Below are 16,619 nucleotides of genomic sequence, written 5' to 3'. Positions count from 1 at the left end.
TTTGTATTTATATTTGTTGTAACACTAAATAATTGAAAAAGATGAAAGCAGTAAAATCCTATGCAGCGCATAGCGCAGATAAACCTCTTGCTCCATATCAGTTAGACCGTCGTGAGCCGGGAGCCGATGACGAGAGATCAAGATCTTATATTGCGGAGTATGTCATTCAGATATTCATACCGCAAGAAACGAGTGGGCAGGAACGATGTACCCTGTTGTCCCAGGACACGAAATTGTAGGTAAAGTAACCCGTGTTGGAGACAAAGTCAGCCGCTTTAAAGTTGGTGATACTGTTGGTGTGGGATGTTTTGTAGACTCTTGCGGCCATTGCAGAAACTGCGCAGAAGACAATGAACAATATTGTGAAAATGGGCATTCACAGACCTATAACTCTATGTTACAGGATAAAAAAACAATTACTTATGGTGGTTATTCAAGTCATATCGTAGTTACACAGAAATTTGTACTTAGCGTATCTGATAAATTGCCTCTTGAAAAAGTAGCTCCTTTATTATGTGCCGGTATTACTACTTATTCTCCGCTGAAACACTGGAATGTTAAAAAAGGAGATAAACTGGCGGTAGTTGGTTTAGGAGGATTAGGACACATGGCAGTGAAAATTGCGGCTTCTATGGGAGCAGAGGTGACTGTTTTAAGCCGTTCTAAAAGTAAAGAAAAAGATGCTCAGGAATTAGGAGCACATCATTTCGAAATTACTACGGAAAAAGAAACCATGAAAAAGCTGGCTAACAATTTTGATTATATCATTGATACTGTTTCTGCGGAGCATGATTATAACGAATACCTTGCTTTATTGCGTACCAACGGGGTAATGGTATTGTTAGGTGTACCGCCGAAACCTTCGGATGTACATGCTTTTCAATTAATCGGTGGCCGTCGCAGCCTGGTTGGGTCATTAGTAGGGGGGATAAAAGAAACCCAGGAAATGCTGGATTACTGTGCAGAACACAATATCACTTCGGATGTGGAAATGATCAATATCGATCAGATTAACGAAGCTTATGAACGTACCCTTGCCGGTGATGTTCATTACCGTTTTGTGATTGATATGGCATCATTGAACTAAGAAGCGGGTAATCTTATGATCATTGAATTAAAAATCTTAAAATCTAGATTGAACAATAAAAAAAAATAAAAGAGGCAGCTTTCAGTTGCCTCTTTTATTATCATCCTGATGGTTAAAGTCTATAAATATGATAGACTATTGATGATTATTATTACTTTTGCGGCGAACATGATTGTATTAAAAAATATAACTAAACAATTTCATCAGAAAAATCGGGAGATTACGGCTTTGTCGGACGTCTCATTAACCGTTCCTAAAGGTAAAATCTATGGTGTGATCGGAGCATCAGGTGCAGGAAAAAGTACCCTGATCCGCTGTGTGAATTTGTTGGAAAGACCCACATCAGGAGAAGTTATCGTTGACGGTCTTAACCTGATTGGTTTGTCGCCATCTTTATTAGCAAAAGAAAGAAGACAGATCGGAATGATCTTTCAGCACTTCAATCTTTTATCATCCAGAACTGTTTCTGAAAATATTGCCTTTCCTTTAGAGCTGGATAAGGTTCCTAAAGAACAAATTGAGAAAAGAGTTGCAGAATTACTTGCTTTAGTAGGCTGGAAGATAAAGGAAAAGATTATCCTGCTAATTTATCAGGCGGACAGAAACAGCGTGTTGCAATTGCAAGGACACTGGCCAGCAATCCGAAAGTTCTTTTATGCGATGAAGCTACAAGTGCTTTGGATCCGGCAACTACAAAATCTATCCTGACTTTATTAAAAGATATCAATAAAAGACTAAACATTACGATCTTACTGATCACCCATGAAATGGATGTCGTAAAAAGTATCTGTGATGAAGTTGCAGTAATCAGTGCAGGTAAACTCATAGAACAGGGTACTGTCAGTGAAATATTTGCACATCCTAAAGCTGATCTTACCCGCGAATTTATTGCTTCGTCCTTAAAAATCAATATTCCGGAAACTTATCTGGAAAGATTAAGTGATACCATTTCGGCAGATAAAAGACCTTTATTGAAACTTGAATTTACAGGACAGTCGGTAGATGATCCGGTACTTTCGGAAGTGAGCAGATTGTTCAATCTCAATAACAATATATTTACGCACAAATTGAATATGCCGGAGGGGTCAAATTCGGGGCAATGGTCATTGAAGTTTTCGGCACACAGGAAGACAGTCTGAAAGCAATAGCATATTATGAAAATAAACAGATTAAAGTGGAGGTTTTAGGTTATGTCTGAGTCTATGATTTTAATGATGTTCAAAGGAACATGGGAGACTATAGTCATGACCTTCGTCTCAGGATTTTTCGGTTTTGTCATCGGACTGCCTACCGGGGTAATGCTCTATCTGACCCGCAAAGGCCAGGTACTGGAAAACAGAACGCTGAATAATGTGGTATCAGTTTTAGTGAATGTTTTCCGCTCTATTCCATTTATCATTCTGATTGTCTGGATGATACCTTTTACCCGTATGCTGGTTGGAACCTCAATTGGTATTGAAGCGGCATTAGTGCCTTTAAGTATTGGGGCAGCTCCTTTTATCGCGAGGATGGTAGAAAATAGCCTGATAGAAGTACCGGGTGGACTGGTTGAGGCAGCAAGAGCAATGGGAGCAACCCCTTTTCAAATCGTTTATAAAGTATTATTGCCGGAAGCTATGCCTTCGCTGATCAATACCGCATCTATTACCTTAATTACCCTTGTTGGTTATTCAGCTATGGGTGGTGCGGTTGGTGCCGGAGGATTAGGACAAATCGGTTATCAATATGGCTATGTGGGCTATGATGTACTGGTCATGAACACAGTATTAATTGTGCTGGTTGCCCTGGTATTCTGTATACAATTTACGGGTGACCTGATCGCCAAACGTGTTGACCACAGGAAATAATTACGAAGAAAAAAAAATAAAATATACGAATGAAAACAAAAATTCAATTACTGGCAGCTGTTGCTGTTATGGCCTCGGTTACTTTATTCAGTTGCGGAGGAGGTGCCAAAAAGAATGATCCGAATCATATTAAAGTTGGTGTAGAATCGGGGCCTGAATATGCAGTGGCACAGGCGGCACAGAAAGTAGCAAAAGAGAAATTCGGTCGGTTTAGAGTGGAACTGGTACAATTTAACGATTTCGTAATGCCTAATGAGGCACTTAGCCAGGGTGATCTGGACGTTAACGTATTTCAGAATAAACCATATCTTGATGTTCAAACTAAACAACGCGGATATAAGTTCGCTATTCAGGGAAATACTTTTGTTTTCCCACTAGCAGGTTATTCTAAAAAAATCAAGAAAATTGAAGAGTTAAAAGAAGGTAACACAATCATCATTCCCAATGATCCTACAAACGGGGGCAGAGCTTTGCTTCTTCTTCAAAAAGCAGGATTGCTGAAACTTAAAGATGGTGTTGGTTTATTACCTACAGTAAATGATATTATTGAAAACCCTAAAAAGATAAAAATTCTTGAACTGGAAGCTCCTCAATTACCAAGAGCTCTGGATGATCAGAACGTGACTATCGCTGTGATCAATAATACTTTTGCTACATCAGTAGGATTAATTGCAGACCGTGACGGACTTATTGTAGAAGATAAGAAATCACCTTATGTAAATATCATTGTATCAAGAGAAGATAACAAAGATGAAGAGAAGATCAGGAAATTTGTAAAAGCATTTCAATCAGATGAAGTAGCCGAAGCTGCTGCCAGAATATTCAAAGGCGGAGCTGTTAAAGGCTGGTAAATTCTGGTTGTACAAACAATATCATTTAATAAGAAAAAGCTGTCTTTTGATAAAGGCAGCTTTTTCTTGTTTATAGACCATTTTCATAAGCTTTTATCATATAGCCTTTTACTTCTTCATTCAGATCTTCTTTAGCGTAAATCCTGATATGATGGTTGTAGTCACTACTGCCTGGAACTTGTTTTATTTTACGAAAGCATAAATTATGTTCATACACCTCTTTAAAAGGAAATACGACATCAATGAAATCTTTACCCATTTGTATGATATAGGCAAAATTAATCCTCGTAGAAAAAGCTATCATAGTTTTAGTGGAATGAAAACTGACTTTGCCAATTTGCTGGAATGCTGCATTCAGTTCTTCAAAAAGAATAATGGAATGTGCTGACTTTTTAGCAAGAAACTCTTTGAGCAATTGATCTTCGTATTCCATTATTTGAAAAAGATTAGGACACCATTTAAGAGAAAATTAGCTTATCAAAATAACTAATTCATTTTCACTTTCCCCAGAGAAATACCAAATTTCTTATTAAATGCAGTATTAAAATGCTGTACAGAAGAATACAGTCTGCTTCGTAAGCTGATTTCAGAACGGATTTATTTTTTTTTCGAAAGTTGTTCAAATGCCATTATCTATGGAATATTAAACAGCAGTTAGGAGGCTGGGAAATCAAAAACTAATTTTCAAAAAAGAGATAATAGAAAAGAATGTTGTCATTAATAATTTAATAAGAAAGTAAATTCCTCTCCAGCCATGCTTGGTAGAAATTCAGTGATAACATAGTCTCCCAGATCAAGCTTTTTAAAAGGGTCTTTATCCAGTATGGCTTTAAGAGATGTTATGCTGTCTGCATTAGACAGGATAATGCCACCTGTTCTGGGTTCTTTTCTACCTGAAAGAATAAAATTGCCAAGTGCATATTGTTCTTTCAGGTAGGTTACATGTGCAGCTAAATGTGTCTCAATTAGATCGATTGAAACCTTATAGGTTATGGATACTATAAACATATTATCAGAGTTAGGGAAATAATACCAAGTTAAACAAAATATCAATTGTGTCCTCCTGTTAAGACTAAAATGACCTGCAGGTAATTTTATCTCTTAAACTTAAATACAGCATTTAAATAAATCGTAAATTTATAAAATGCAAGCGGATTCAATACAGCGGTTTTCGATTATCAAAGTGAATGAAAAAGATACCTCACCGGTAACTGACGAACTCGCTATTGAAGAACCATTGGAAATCCGGGTGAGTTATCTTTCAGGTGGACAACAGCTTATCAAAAATATCTCTGTCACCATGCGTACACCTGGCCATGATGCAGAACTTGCTATAGGATTTTTGTTTACCGAAGGCATTTATAGGAACAAAGAAATACTGGCATCAGTTGACCACTGCTTCATCGCGTGTGCTGAAAACAAAGAAAACGTAATTCAGGTGACCTTAAACGAGATCCCTGCGTTGCAAAATGCGGAACGTAATTTCTATACCACTTCAAGTTGTGGCGTCTGTGGAAAAGGTTCAATTGCTGCGATCCGTACAGTCAGTGTTTTTCAGCAAGAAGAAGATGATCAGTTATTTATCAGTCAGGAAACACTGAACCAATTACCGCTCACCCTGCAAAAACAACAAGAAGTCTTTCAGGCCACAGGTGGTTTACATGCTTCTGCATTATTTACCCCTTCCGGAGAATTACTGTTTTTAAGAGAAGACGTGGGCCGTCATAATGCCCTTGATAAATTGATTGGTGCTGCTTTAACTAAAGATTTACTCCCGCTGACGCAAACCATTCTGTTATTAAGCGGGAGGGTCAGTTTTGAACTGGTACAGAAAGCTGCAATGGCTGGTATCCGGATTATTTTGCCGCAGTAGGGGCACCGTCAAGTCTGGCGGTACAATTAGCCGAAGAATTTGGGATGACCCTGATTGGTTTTTTGCGCAATCAAAGATTTAATATCTATACCGGAGCACATCGCATTGCTATAAACACTACAAAAATACATACCTATACGAATGAAGATAAGAATTAAAGGAAACTCACTGCGATATCGTTTAACAAGATCGGACATTGCTGCTCTTGTTCAGGGTGGCTATTTACAGGAAAGTACAGCTTTTGCAAACCAGACCCTGATTTACGCCATAAAAGTTAAAGAAACTGAACAGCTGGAAGCTGAATTCACGGGTCATCAGATTACCTTATTAATTTCTAAAGCGATGGTTCAGGAATTAGCAGATACAGAAAAAGTAGGGTTTAGTCATCAGGGAAATACTTTATACCTATTGATTGAAAAGGACTTTACCTGTTTAGACAATGTAGAAGAAGATCAGAGTGATAATTTCCCTAATCCTTTAGCTGCTACAATTAATACTGGCACAAATATATTGAACATGGAAGACGAAGGTAAAATACTGCCCGATGCAGAGAATCCGGAAAAGTTACTGAACTTAAAAGTATCCAAAGCAAAAACCTGGGCGGCCGGTATTCCTGCTGTGGTTGCTGCAATGACAGATATTGTTGAAGAAAGCACTCTCCTGCGTGGTGGAGGTGCCTTGTTTTCCATGAACCAGAAAGGCGGGTTTGACTGTTCAAGCTGTGCCTGGCCAGATCCTGATGATGACCGGTCTGCACTTGGTGAATACTGTGAAAACGGAGTCAAAGCTTTAGCCGAAGAGGCAACTACAAAAAAGGTTACTGCTGAGTTTTTTGCTCAGCATTCGGTAGCTGATTTATCAGCATTATCAGACTATGAAATAGGGAAGAAGGGGCGTTTAACTGAGCCTGTTTACCTGCCCAAAGGCGGGACACATTATCAGCCTATCAGTTGGGACAATGCTTTTAAAAAAATAGCAGAACAACATCTTAGTTTTAGCGTCGCCGGATGAAGCTGCATTTTATACTTCCGGAAGGACAAGCAACGAAGCCTCTTTCCTATACCAGTTATTTACCAAAGAGTTCGGTACCAATAACCTGCCGGATTGCTCTAATATGTGTCATGAAACCAGTGGTGTTGCTTTATCACAGACTATAGGTATTGGAAAAGGCACTGTAAAACTCGAAGATTTCTACGATACTGACGTCATTATCATTATTGGACAGAATCCTGGAACAAATGCGCCCAGAATGATGAGTGCTTTGGAAAAAGGGAAAAAGAACGGAGCCAAAATCATTGCTATTAACCCGTTGCCCGAAGCTGGTTTAATGGGGTTTAAAAATCCTCAGGAGGTTAGGAGCGTACTCGGTTCAGGTACAAAATTTGCCGACCTGTTTCTTCAGGTGAAAATAAACGGTGACATGGCGATCTTTAAAGCACTGGAAATCCTTTTATATGAGGCCGAACTCAAATCTCCCGGGAAAGTCTTTGACCATGAATTTATCGCTAATCATACCGTTGGTTACGGAGATTTTATGAATCATCTGAAAAACTATCAGCTGGAAGATCTTGCTGAACAAGCGGGTGTTCCATTAGCACAAATCCGGGAAGCTGCAGCTATAATCGGCCCGAAAAACAGACTTATATTTTGCTGGGGAATGGGGCTGACCCAACAAAAAAATGGAGTAGACATGTTAAAGGAGATTGTTAACATCACTTTATTGAAAGGGAGCATCGGTAAACCAGGGGCAGGCTTGTGCCCGGTTCGCGGGCATAGCAATGTGCAGGGAAACCGTACGATGCTGATTTCAGAGAAGCCAACACAAAAGCAACTGGACAGGTTAAAATCTGTTTTCGGTTTTGAACCACCAAGAGCAAACGGTTATGATGTAGTGAACGCGATTAAAGCGATGCATGCAGGTAAGGTAAAAGTGTTTTTCGGAATGGGGGGTAATTTCCTTTCGGCTACGCCCGATACAAATTATACTGCCGATGCGATGCGTAAACTAAAGCTGAACGTACAAGTTTCTACCAAGTTGAACCGCGGTCATCTGATCCATGGCGAAGAAGCACTCATCCTTCCGGCATTGTCACGGAGTGATAAAGATCTTTATCATGGTGTAGCTCAGTTTATCAGTACAGAAAATTCAATGGGCGTAGTACAGTCTTCGAAAGGAATTTTAGACCCCGTCTCTGACCAGATGATGAACGAAACCCGGATTGTCTGTGAAATGGCGAAGGCTACTTTAGGCAGCCGTTCTGTAGTCAACTGGGATAAATATGCGAATGATTATGATGCGATCCGTGATTTAATAGAACAGTGTATTCCTGGTTTTGAGGATTATAATAAAAGAGTACGTATACCCGGTGGTTTTTTTATTTGCCAAACGGGCCAAGGGAAGGCAAGTTTATCACTGAAAAGTTTATTGATAAAGCACCGTTTACACTGACAGATTTGCCAGTACATAATTTAGCAGACGATGAATACATGAATACATGATGATGGCCTCTATCCGTAGCCACGATCAGTTTAATACAACTATTTATGGTTTGGAAGACCGTTATCGGGGAATCAAAAACGAACGCCGTGTGGTGTTTATGAACCAGAAAGATATGGACAAGGCTGGTTTTTTGGAAGGAGATCAAGTAGATATGTTCAATTATGGGGATGGGGTAGAACGCATAGCCAGACTATTTGTGGTGGTTCCTTACAGTATACCGGAGCGTAACACCGCAACTTACTACCCGGAAACAAATGTTCTGATGCCTATTAACAGTGTTTCTGATCAAAGTAATACCCCGATAGGGAAACTGATCGTCATTAAAATTAAAAAACATGTCCCGGGTTCCTGAGCTGAATGGCCTGGTTCTGGCCGGTGGCAGAAGTACCCGGATGGGGCAGGATAAAGGGCTGATCAACTGGCATGGTAAGCCTCAGCGTGAATATATGGCTGATTTGCTCAAGCCTTATTGCCAAAAAGTATTTATCTCCTGCCGTGCAGATCAAAAGGAAGAAATTGAGCAGGGAGGGTATGCTGCGCTGCATGATAATTATACAGATTCAGGGCCTTTAGGCTCCATTTTATCTGCTTTTGAACAAGATGAAAATACGGCGTGGCTGGTTGTCGCCTGCGATTTACCTTTGATGGATAAGCAGCATTTAGACTATCTCAGTACACATCGAAATCCAGCTTTGATGGCAACCGCTTTTGCAGCAGCAAATGGTTTGCCTGAACCTTTAATCGCGATATGGGAACCTTTAGCTTATCCCATATTAAAGGCTTCCTTAACAACGGGGCTTTTATCCGCCCGCAGTGCCTTGCTTAAAAATGAGATCACTTTGTTGAATCCTGTTCACCAGCGTGCGCTTTCCAATGTAAACAGTCCGGAAGAAACCGCTGAAATCAGAAAGTTCCTGGGAGCTCTGTAAATAATTAACACAAACGTTTGCGTGAAATTTTTCTCCTTCCTCCTTTTAGCTATGCCTGATTATCTATATATTAGGTATAAATCAGAACAATGTATGAACGGTATCTGGTGGCTGTAATTTATTGATAAGTTAATATTCAATTAATTGCAGCATATTACTTTTGCGGTCTGAAATTAACCTCTTTAAGCCACCTGATTTATGCCTGAAACGTTTGAAAGTGACTTTTTTTCTCTTCTTGATTTAGATAAGAATAAAGCATTCGAAAAACTATTTGATGAATTCTGGCAGCCACTATATCGCAAGGCTTATAGCAAAGTGCAATCAGAAGATTTAGCAAAGGATCTTGTTCAGGACGTTTTTATCGCTTTTTGGGATAACCTCGATTCTTTAAACGAAGGCTTTAACATCCCTGGTTATCTGTATGGTATTCTAAGAAATAAAATCCTTAAAATATTTGAAAAAGACGCAGTGCGGTTAAAACATGCTTTGCAAATCTGCCCGGTAGATTCTTCTTTTGATCTTTGTTCCCATGAACTGCTTTTAGAAAAAGAACTGAAATTAATTATTGAAGGTGAAATCAACCGGATGCCCTCCAGAATGAAAGAGATCTATGTCTTAAAAAAGGATGATAATTTCTCCATTAAGCAAATTGCAGAAGAATTAGGCCTTTCAGAACAAACGATTAAGAACCAGTTGCAAAATGCCTATAATCGCTTAAGGTTGAAATTAAGGGAATACAACCCTAATCTGGCAGGCCTTTCCATTATTTTGATAAAAATCCTATTTTTTTTCAAATCCGTATAGTACTTTCTTCTTCCACAGCGGATAGATAAGAAACGAACGGATTTTGGATACGGAACAATTCAGGGCACTCATTGCCAAATACAATAATAATACAGCAACTACCGAAGAAAGGGCATTGGTTGAACACTGGTATGAACGGCTCCATAAAGAGGAAGTTTTGCCAGAGGCGGCCAATCTGAAAGAACAATTATATAGTAGGGTAAAAGAACAGATCGGCGAAAATCAGCCAGCCCCTGTTCGGACTACGAAGTCCGGAAGACTATATCCATCCATGGATTGCTGCGGCTGCAATTCTCTGTGTATTATTTAATATTGGATTATTATATTTTAATAAGCCAAACGGTTCAGCAGTACATCAGTCTGCTGATCTGGCTCATGCAGTGAACAATACAATCACTCCAGGAACCAATAAAGCAATACTAACTTTAGCAGATGGCAGTAAGATTAGTCTGTCGGATGCAGGAAACGGGCAACTTGCGCAGCAGGCAGGTGTTATCGTGACCAAAACAGAGAACGGCGGATTAATTTATAAAGTTATCGGCGATAGCCATGCCGGTGCGAAATTTAATACAATCTCTACGCCGCGCGGTGGACAATATCAGCTGCTGCTGGCTGATGGTACAAAAATCTGGCTCAACGCCAATTCTTCTTTAACTTTTCCTACGGCATTTCCGGGTGACAAGCGTCAGGTATCTCTTACAGGCGAAGCCTATTTTGAAGTCGCAAAAGATAAGTCAAAAGCATTTATTGTGAAAACGGAACAAACCGAAGTTAGTTCTGGGAACGCATTTCAATATCATGGCTTATGCCGACGAAAATGCGCAGCATACCACCTTGCTGGAAGGTTCGGTAGAAATAAGCAAAGGGACAGAAAGATCATTGTTGAAACCTGGTCAGCAGGCAAGAACAGGTATTTCTTCCAGTTTGATCAGTGTCCGGGATATCGAAAATGCATCAGGCGTAATTGCCTGGAAAAACGGGTATTTCCAATTTGAAAAATCAGATCTCCATTCTTTAATGCGTCAAATATCAAGATGGTATGCGACCGATGTGGTGTACCAGGGCGAAATTCCCCGAAAAGAATACTCCGGTAAGATTCCAAGAAGCGTTAATGTGAAAACTTTGATAGAGATGCTTTCTTATTCTGGTATCCACTGCCGTGTAGAAAATAATAAGATTATTGTTAGTCAGCGCTAAAGAATTGTCAGCTCAAATAATTATGAACCTTTAAAACCCATTAATATGAAATAGCATTACTCTCATTCTTCTGTTAAACGGTTAACCAATAAAAAAAAGCGGAGTTGTTCGAACCAACCCCGCTGTATTAGGGTTAAAATTCCTTAAGGACAATTGTCCGGGATCCGGAATAAAAATTATCTAAGCAATAATATTTTAAAACCCACTGCAATTTATGAATTTTAGTGCACTCTTTAAGACTGTACCGCGAATACAGTTTAAATCTTCTCAATTTTTACTAGTGATGAAACTATTTGTAATCCTGTTGTTTACAGGGCTTATGCAAGTCCATGCCAGTGTGTATAGCCAAAAAATTACACTCAGACAAAAAAATGTTTCCATAGAAACAGTACTGAAAGCAATAGAAAAACAAAGTGATTATCTGTTTTTATATGATAATCTGGAACTGCAAAGCGCAGCGAAAATTTCTGTTGATATTAATGAGGGTTCGATAGAACAGGTAATGGATTTATGTCTTAAAAATCAGCCTTTAACTTACAAAGTCTTTGAAAAAAACATTGTACTCAAAAGGAAAGACGACATTGAGAAAAACTGTTTTCGATCCGATTAAGGGGAAAGTCCTTGATGAGAGTGGTCTGCCGGTTATTGGGGCTAGTATTTTAATCAAAGGAACCAAAACGGGGGTGGTTACTGATAGTAATGGTAATTTCAATTTGAATGCTCCGCAGGGCACTACACTTGTAATTTCCTTTATTGGTTATGGTGCAAAAGAGCTTGTCGTAGGTAATGATCAGCACTATACCATCACGCTAAAAGCGGAAGAGAACAAGTTAACTGAGGTTGTTGTAACAGCTTTAGGAATCAAACGTTCAGAAAAATCTTTAGGTTATGCAGTACAAAAGGTGTCGGGTAAGGAATTGCAATCTGTGAAAGGTGTAGATATTGGTACTTCTTTAACGGGTAGGGTTGCAGGTTTGGTAGTGAAAAATTCTACTGAATTTAATGCCAGACCAACACTTGAACTAAGAGGTGAGGCAGCTATTTTAGTTGTGGATGGTGTTGATTACGACAATTTAACTTTGAGAGATATTCCTACGGATGATATTGAAAGTATAGATATTCTGAAAGGCCCGACTGCGTCTGCTTTATATGGAGCAAGAGCAAAAGGCGGGGTATATCTGATCACGACAAAGAAAGGTGCAGCGGGAAAAGGGTTTTCTATTGATGTGAATAGCAATACGATGTTTCAGCTGGGCTATTTAGCAATTCCTAAAGTTCAGAGTTCTTATGCGCGTGGTGATAATGGAAATTTAAACAATGATTACGTTTGGGGCCCGCATCTGGATATTGGTAAAACAGGAAGAGACTGGAATCCGGTTACTAAACAATTTGAAGATAATATGCCTCTGCGTTCTGTAGGGAAAGATAATCTGAAGAATTTTACGAGCACAGGGATTATTGCCAATAATAATATAACCATTGCACAAACCGGTGAAAACGGGAGCTTTAAAATTGGTTTTAACCATGTTTATAATAAAGGGCAATTTCCTAATCAGACCCTGAACATGATTAATTTAACCTCTGGTGGTGAAATTAAAATCAACGATAAGTTTAAAATTGAAAGTCATTTTGGTTTAAGCAGACGTACGGCTCCTCAGGTATGGGGTGGTGGTTATCAGAATCAAGGCTATTTATATCAGCTGGTCATGTGGACTGGTACAGAATATGATATCCGGGATTATAAAGATTACTGGAAAGTACCTAATCAGACACAAAACTGGATGTATACCAACTGGTATGACAATCCTTACCTGATTGCCAACGAAAAGCTGAATGCAATTCAGGAAAACACTGTGAACGCCAGTATTACTGCTAATTATAAAATTACATCAGACCTGAATTTAATGCTTCGTTTGGGATATGATAATTATAGTAACAGGGAAACCATGCGTAATCCGACAGCAAATATTTACTCTACCCGTGGGGGATGGGATGCTAAAGGGATGTACAGTATCAACAATACAAAAGGATATAGTACAAGTAATGACTTAATTCTGTCTTACAATAAAAGAAGAGTAAATAAGTTCTCTTTTGAAACGCTGGCAGGAGGAAACTTTTTTCATAAAGAAGATGAAGGGTTATATGCCGTAACTAAAAACGGGCTGATTTCACCAACTTATTTTTCTTTGAATGGTTCTATAGAGCCGCCCAGAGTAGTTCCTTATTTTTCACCTAAAGAATCCAGTAGTTTGTACGCAAGAGCTGCGGTAGGATGGAATGATGCTGTGTTTTTAGATTTTACCGGCCGTAATGACTGGATTTCAACGCAGCCTAAAGCTACAGGTTCTTATTTATATCCTTCGGTGGGTTCAAGTGTGGTGATTTCACAGCTTGCTAAATTACCGGAAGTGATCGATATGTTTAAGGTTAGAGGATCATTTGCAGTCTTTAAAACACCTGCTGGTATTTTTGAAACAAATACTGTTTACAAAACTAATAGTGCTGTATGGGGGAATTTAAACTCGGCAAGTTATCCTTATAAACTGGCAGGGGCAAGTGATATTCTGCCAAGTTCACACAGCGTACCTGGGGGATTGGTGCGGCTGCTTATTTGTTTAAAAAGCGCCTGCATTTTGATGTTGCCTATTTTAACAAGTATTACTACAACCAGCAAACCAATGCAAATCTTCCGGCTACCTCGGGATTTGCAACTACACTGGTCAATACAAAAGAAACCTATACACGTCGTGGACTGGAGATTACAGTTGATGGTTCTATCCTGAAAAGCAAGAATTTTGAATGGTATTCTACAGTGAACTGGTCTAATCAGCACCGGTATTACGATCAGCTGGACCCAGTTTATTCAAAGGATAATCAATGGGTAAAAGAAGGACAGCGTTTAGACACTTATACAGAGAGTTACTGGCTGACAGATCCTTCAGGAAATGTGATCCATAATAATGGAATTCCCGTAAGCAGTGATTACGATAAGAAGTATGGTTATAGTGAACCTGATTTTAGCTTTGGCTTCATTAACAACTTTACTTATAAGAACTGGATGCTTGGTGTTAATATAGATGGCAGGATCGGTGGGCTGATGTATAACTATATCTATGATAAAATGTGGGATTCCGGTACCAATCCAGAGTCTGATAACCAATATCGTTACGATCAGGTGGTCAATGGCCTGAATAATTATGTAGGTAAGGGAGTCAAAGTCAAAGTTGTCTCAGGAGTGGCTACCTATGATAAATATGGAAATATCACCAGTGATACCCGTCAATATGCGCCAAACGATGTGAAGGTAGGTTATCAGGATTTTGCTCAGAACTACAGAGGAGGCGATATGGGAATACAAAGTGCTTCCTTTATTAAGCTGAGAGAGGTTTCATTAGGATATAGGGTGCCTGCTTTTTTTACCAGCAAGCTGGGAGTTAAATCGGCGTCTTTATCACTGACCGGACAAAACTTGTTTATGTGGACAAAATTCAAATATTCTGATCCTGATGTAAACAAAGAAGACCTGAATTCACCGTCAATGCGTATGGTCGGATTTAATCTGAGAGTTGGGTTTTAATTAGCATTTTTTTTAAGAAAGATATTATGAAGATTTTAAAATATATTTTACTGTTATCAGGTTTAGCAGTTGTTATCGGTGGTTGTCAGAAGTATGAAGAAATTAACACTAATCCGAATGCAACGACGCAGGTAAATTCATCTATGCTCGCTACAACTTTGATTTTGAATATTACCCGGAATTCGATCAGCTCACAGAAATCTTTTATGCAGCCATTTTTGCTGGGTAAATATCTGACCTGGGGCGAGGGGCAGGAAAGCTTTCAGTATAATAAACTGGGCAGAGCTGATTTTGACTCTGTAAAGGTCTTAAGAAACATTCCTCCAATGTTAAAATATGCCACGAGTGATGGTTTAAGGAAGTCTTATGAAGGTTTAGGTCATTTCATCAGTGCATATCAGTTTTTTATCAACACAATGCAAGTAGGTGATATGCCATATTCTGAAGCAAACAAAGGAGAATCAGATCGTATTTTACAGCCAAAGTATGATACACAAAAAGCTGTTTTCTTAGGGATTCTTAAAGAACTGGATCAGGCAAATGAATTATTTGCTGCTGGTGCTAACTTTGAGGGGGATCCAATCTACGGTGGAAAGGCCGACAACTGGCGCAGGCTGGCTAATAGTTTTCAGTTGCATGTGCTATTGAATTTGTATAAAAAAACAGGTGATGCAGACCTAAATGTTATTGAGCGCTTTAAAGATATTGTAGCCAACCGTCCGTTGATGCGCGATTATAAAGATAATTTTGCCCTGGCTTATACCTCAATGGCTGGTCAGAATTATCCATGGTCAGATGTGCCTGCAGGATCAGGAAACTCATTTGTGAAGTCAAATTATACCATGTTGTCAAACGTATTGATTGATCCTTTGAAAGTAATGAAGGATAAGCGGTTGTTCTATTTTGCAAAACCTTCACCAGTTAAAATAGCTGCTGGTGAAGATCAGTCAGCTTATAAAGCCTATGTTGGTGTAGAACCATCAGATACTTTTACAGCATTGCAAACCACAAGAGGAAGTAAGGATTACTCTGATTTAAATAACAGATATGCACAATTGGTAAATGCTGAACCAGTAAATGTTTTTAGTTACTGGGATTTACAGTTCGCACTTGCTGAGGCAACTGTGAGAGGTTGGATTGGGGGAGCTTCGGCTCAGACGTATTATGCAGCAGGGATTTCTAATTCGATGAAATTTATTGCGGTTTATACGCCTGATCTGGCAGATTATCACCACAATATGAAAATGGATGATGCTTATATCAATGCGTACCCATCTACAGAAGGTGTTCTTTTAAGTGGTTCATCTGAGCAGCAGATTTCACAGATCATTACACAGAAATATCTGGCTAATTTCTTACAGGGCAGTAAATTTATATCCTGGTTTGAAAATAGAAGAACGGGCTATCCGTTTTTCAAGCTGAACGCTTCAACGAGTTTAAATATTCCGTCTGCTAATTTTCCGGTTCGCTGGTTTTATCCATCGGCAGAACTTAATTATAATTCGGGTAATGTTACTGCAGCTATCGCTAGTCAGTATAATGGGAGCGATGATAATAATCAGCTCATGTGGATACTCAAATAATTTATTTTAAAGGCTGCCTTAGGGAAGTCGTGGCCGGAAGAAATTCCGGCCATTTTTTTTGTACTATTTTATAAAGCTTCCGCAATACACGCTATTGGAAATGCTTTTATAATCAGCAGAAAGAAAAGAAACATAAGTCTCCATATGAATCCCCTCTTTACATTCCGGAATAATTAAATATTCACCTCCTTCTAATCGTTCTGCGCCACCGATAAGAGATATTGCACGATTTTCCTGGGGTAAGTAAGCCAGTAACATTACCCTGTCAGTTCCTTTCATTCTTTCGTTTATAATGGTTTCATCCCATTTGAATGTTATCCTATTGTCTACAACCTTTACATCAATATTATTTGTAGCAGGCATTTTTCCCC

At 39.1% G+C, this 16,619-nt stretch carries 21 protein-coding genes and 1 pseudogene; 19 read left to right on the top strand and 3 right to left on the bottom strand.

The features are described from left to right. Positions 1-41: 41 nt before the first annotated feature. From ACWYN3_RS15115 to metQ, 6 genes and pseudogenes are all read left to right on the top strand, one after another. Positions 42-1,087, top strand: a pseudogene (locus tag ACWYN3_RS15115) (NAD(P)-dependent alcohol dehydrogenase). A 108-nt stretch (positions 1,088-1,195) separates the two neighbouring features. Next, positions 1,196-1,795: an ATP-binding cassette domain-containing protein gene (locus tag ACWYN3_RS15110; protein ID WP_456221880.1), complete on the top strand. Its 600-nt coding sequence runs from the start codon at positions 1,196-1,198 to the stop codon at positions 1,793-1,795. Beyond that, complete coding sequence (locus ACWYN3_RS15105) at positions 1,705-2,226, top strand: hypothetical protein (RefSeq protein ID WP_456223028.1); 522 nt, start codon at positions 1,705-1,707, stop codon at positions 2,224-2,226. The genes ACWYN3_RS15110 and ACWYN3_RS15105 overlap by 91 nt, the downstream gene beginning before the upstream one ends. Further along, complete coding sequence (locus ACWYN3_RS15100) at positions 2,187-2,285, top strand: hypothetical protein (protein ID WP_456221879.1); 99 nt, start codon at positions 2,187-2,189, stop codon at positions 2,283-2,285. Before ACWYN3_RS15105 ends, ACWYN3_RS15100 begins: the two co-directional genes overlap by 40 nt. Positions 2,286-2,298: 13 nt before the next feature. Then, the gene (gene metI, locus ACWYN3_RS15095) at positions 2,299-2,934 is read left to right on the top strand and encodes a methionine ABC transporter permease MetI (RefSeq protein WP_456221878.1); all 636 of its coding nucleotides are present in this window, start codon (positions 2,299-2,301) and stop codon (positions 2,932-2,934) included. Between the two features lie 29 nt (positions 2,935-2,963). Beyond that, positions 2,964-3,785, top strand: coding sequence for a methionine ABC transporter substrate-binding lipoprotein MetQ (gene metQ, locus ACWYN3_RS15090; protein ID WP_456221877.1), 822 nt, complete (start codon positions 2,964-2,966; stop codon positions 3,783-3,785). 70 nt (positions 3,786-3,855) lie between these two features. Here metQ and ACWYN3_RS15085 read toward each other — a convergent pair whose 3' ends face one another. Next, a complete protein-coding gene (locus tag ACWYN3_RS15085) occupies positions 3,856-4,218 on the bottom strand; it encodes a DUF5655 domain-containing protein (RefSeq protein ID WP_456221876.1) in 363 nt (120 codons plus the stop codon). Between the two features lie 284 nt (positions 4,219-4,502). Continuing rightward, positions 4,503-4,793: a YciI family protein gene (locus ACWYN3_RS15080; RefSeq protein WP_456221875.1), complete on the bottom strand. Its 291-nt coding sequence runs from the start codon at positions 4,791-4,793 to the stop codon at positions 4,503-4,505. 136 nt (positions 4,794-4,929) lie between these two features. Between ACWYN3_RS15080 and ACWYN3_RS15075 the strand changes: the two genes are divergently transcribed. The 13 genes from ACWYN3_RS15075 (at position 4,930) to ACWYN3_RS15015 (ending at position 16,248) form a co-directional block, all read left to right on the top strand. Next, positions 4,930-5,658, top strand: a complete 729-nt coding sequence (locus tag ACWYN3_RS15075) for a formate dehydrogenase accessory sulfurtransferase FdhD (RefSeq protein WP_456221874.1) — start codon at positions 4,930-4,932, stop codon at positions 5,656-5,658. A gap of 44 nt (positions 5,659-5,702) precedes the next feature. Further along, positions 5,703-5,816 carry a hypothetical protein gene (locus ACWYN3_RS15070; RefSeq protein ID WP_456221873.1) on the top strand — a complete coding sequence of 38 codons (114 nt, stop codon included), beginning with the start codon at positions 5,703-5,705 and terminating at the stop codon, positions 5,814-5,816. Beyond that, positions 5,800-6,669 carry a DUF7009 family protein gene (locus tag ACWYN3_RS15065; RefSeq protein ID WP_456221872.1) on the top strand — a complete coding sequence of 290 codons (870 nt, stop codon included), beginning with the start codon at positions 5,800-5,802 and terminating at the stop codon, positions 6,667-6,669. The genes ACWYN3_RS15070 and ACWYN3_RS15065 overlap by 17 nt, the downstream gene beginning before the upstream one ends. Beyond that, the gene (locus ACWYN3_RS15060; RefSeq protein WP_456223027.1) at positions 6,644-8,107 is read left to right on the top strand and encodes an FdhF/YdeP family oxidoreductase; all 1,464 of its coding nucleotides are present in this window, start codon (positions 6,644-6,646) and stop codon (positions 8,105-8,107) included. Before ACWYN3_RS15065 ends, ACWYN3_RS15060 begins: the two co-directional genes overlap by 26 nt. A 46-nt stretch (positions 8,108-8,153) precedes the next feature. Next, a complete protein-coding gene (locus ACWYN3_RS15055) occupies positions 8,154-8,510 on the top strand; it encodes a molybdopterin dinucleotide binding domain-containing protein (protein WP_456221871.1) in 357 nt (118 codons plus the stop codon). Beyond that, on the top strand, positions 8,494-9,087 hold the full coding sequence (locus tag ACWYN3_RS15050; protein WP_456221870.1) for an NTP transferase domain-containing protein: 594 nt from the start codon (positions 8,494-8,496) through the stop codon (positions 9,085-9,087). The genes ACWYN3_RS15055 and ACWYN3_RS15050 overlap by 17 nt, the downstream gene beginning before the upstream one ends. 198 nt (positions 9,088-9,285) lie before the next feature. Further along, positions 9,286-9,891, top strand: coding sequence for an RNA polymerase sigma factor (locus ACWYN3_RS15045; RefSeq protein WP_456221869.1), 606 nt, complete (start codon positions 9,286-9,288; stop codon positions 9,889-9,891). 43 nt (positions 9,892-9,934) lie between these two features. Then, positions 9,935-10,201 carry a hypothetical protein gene (locus ACWYN3_RS15040; RefSeq protein WP_456221868.1) on the top strand — a complete coding sequence of 89 codons (267 nt, stop codon included), beginning with the start codon at positions 9,935-9,937 and terminating at the stop codon, positions 10,199-10,201. A 70-nt stretch (positions 10,202-10,271) separates the two neighbouring features. Continuing rightward, positions 10,272-10,886: a FecR family protein gene (locus ACWYN3_RS15035; protein WP_456221867.1), complete on the top strand. Its 615-nt coding sequence runs from the start codon at positions 10,272-10,274 to the stop codon at positions 10,884-10,886. Between the two features lie 22 nt (positions 10,887-10,908). Beyond that, positions 10,909-11,088: a DUF4974 domain-containing protein gene (locus ACWYN3_RS15030; RefSeq protein ID WP_456221866.1), complete on the top strand. Its 180-nt coding sequence runs from the start codon at positions 10,909-10,911 to the stop codon at positions 11,086-11,088. A gap of 283 nt (positions 11,089-11,371) precedes the next feature. Then, the gene (locus tag ACWYN3_RS15025; protein ID WP_456221865.1) at positions 11,372-11,698 is read left to right on the top strand and encodes an STN domain-containing protein; all 327 of its coding nucleotides are present in this window, start codon (positions 11,372-11,374) and stop codon (positions 11,696-11,698) included. Continuing rightward, the gene (locus ACWYN3_RS15020) at positions 11,670-13,871 is read left to right on the top strand and encodes a SusC/RagA family TonB-linked outer membrane protein (protein ID WP_456221864.1); all 2,202 of its coding nucleotides are present in this window, start codon (positions 11,670-11,672) and stop codon (positions 13,869-13,871) included. The genes ACWYN3_RS15025 and ACWYN3_RS15020 overlap by 29 nt, the downstream gene beginning before the upstream one ends. 820 nt (positions 13,872-14,691) lie before the next feature. Beyond that, positions 14,692-16,248 carry a SusD/RagB family nutrient-binding outer membrane lipoprotein gene (locus ACWYN3_RS15015; RefSeq protein WP_456221863.1) on the top strand — a complete coding sequence of 519 codons (1,557 nt, stop codon included), beginning with the start codon at positions 14,692-14,694 and terminating at the stop codon, positions 16,246-16,248. A gap of 63 nt (positions 16,249-16,311) precedes the next feature. Here the strand turns inward: ACWYN3_RS15015 and ACWYN3_RS15010 are convergent, their stop codons facing one another. Beyond that, positions 16,312-16,611, bottom strand: coding sequence for a DUF6266 family protein (locus tag ACWYN3_RS15010; RefSeq protein WP_456221862.1), 300 nt, complete (start codon positions 16,609-16,611; stop codon positions 16,312-16,314). Positions 16,612-16,619 lie beyond the last annotated feature (8 nt).

This window comes from Pedobacter sp. NJ-S-72 (genome assembly GCF_053890575.1).
The sequence above is the reverse complement of the archived record's forward strand: the minus strand, read 5'-3'. Positions and strand labels throughout refer to the sequence as shown.

Coding starts and splice junctions, on each gene's coding strand:
- ACWYN3_RS15110 (WP_456221880.1), top strand. CDS start 1,196: ATGGTTAAAGTCTATAAATATGATAGACTATTGATGATTATTATTACT.
- ACWYN3_RS15100 (WP_456221879.1), top strand. CDS start 2,187: ATGGTCATTGAAGTTTTCGGCACACAGGAAGACAGTCTGAAAGCAATA.
- metI (WP_456221878.1), top strand. CDS start 2,299: ATGATGTTCAAAGGAACATGGGAGACTATAGTCATGACCTTCGTCTCA.
- metQ (WP_456221877.1), top strand. CDS start 2,964: ATGAAAACAAAAATTCAATTACTGGCAGCTGTTGCTGTTATGGCCTCG.
- ACWYN3_RS15085 (WP_456221876.1), bottom strand. CDS start 4,218: ATGGAATACGAAGATCAATTGCTCAAAGAGTTTCTTGCTAAAAAGTCA.
- ACWYN3_RS15080 (WP_456221875.1), bottom strand. CDS start 4,793: ATGTTTATAGTATCCATAACCTATAAGGTTTCAATCGATCTAATTGAG.
- ACWYN3_RS15075 (WP_456221874.1), top strand. CDS start 4,930: ATGCAAGCGGATTCAATACAGCGGTTTTCGATTATCAAAGTGAATGAA.
- ACWYN3_RS15070 (WP_456221873.1), top strand. CDS start 5,703: ATGACCCTGATTGGTTTTTTGCGCAATCAAAGATTTAATATCTATACC.
- ACWYN3_RS15065 (WP_456221872.1), top strand. CDS start 5,800: ATGAAGATAAGAATTAAAGGAAACTCACTGCGATATCGTTTAACAAGA.
- ACWYN3_RS15055 (WP_456221871.1), top strand. CDS start 8,154: ATGATGATGGCCTCTATCCGTAGCCACGATCAGTTTAATACAACTATT.
- ACWYN3_RS15050 (WP_456221870.1), top strand. CDS start 8,494: ATGTCCCGGGTTCCTGAGCTGAATGGCCTGGTTCTGGCCGGTGGCAGA.
- ACWYN3_RS15045 (WP_456221869.1), top strand. CDS start 9,286: ATGCCTGAAACGTTTGAAAGTGACTTTTTTTCTCTTCTTGATTTAGAT.
- ACWYN3_RS15030 (WP_456221866.1), top strand. CDS start 10,909: ATGCGTCAAATATCAAGATGGTATGCGACCGATGTGGTGTACCAGGGC.
- ACWYN3_RS15025 (WP_456221865.1), top strand. CDS start 11,372: ATGAAACTATTTGTAATCCTGTTGTTTACAGGGCTTATGCAAGTCCAT.
- ACWYN3_RS15015 (WP_456221863.1), top strand. CDS start 14,692: ATGAAGATTTTAAAATATATTTTACTGTTATCAGGTTTAGCAGTTGTT.
- ACWYN3_RS15010 (WP_456221862.1), bottom strand. CDS start 16,611: ATGCCTGCTACAAATAATATTGATGTAAAGGTTGTAGACAATAGGATA.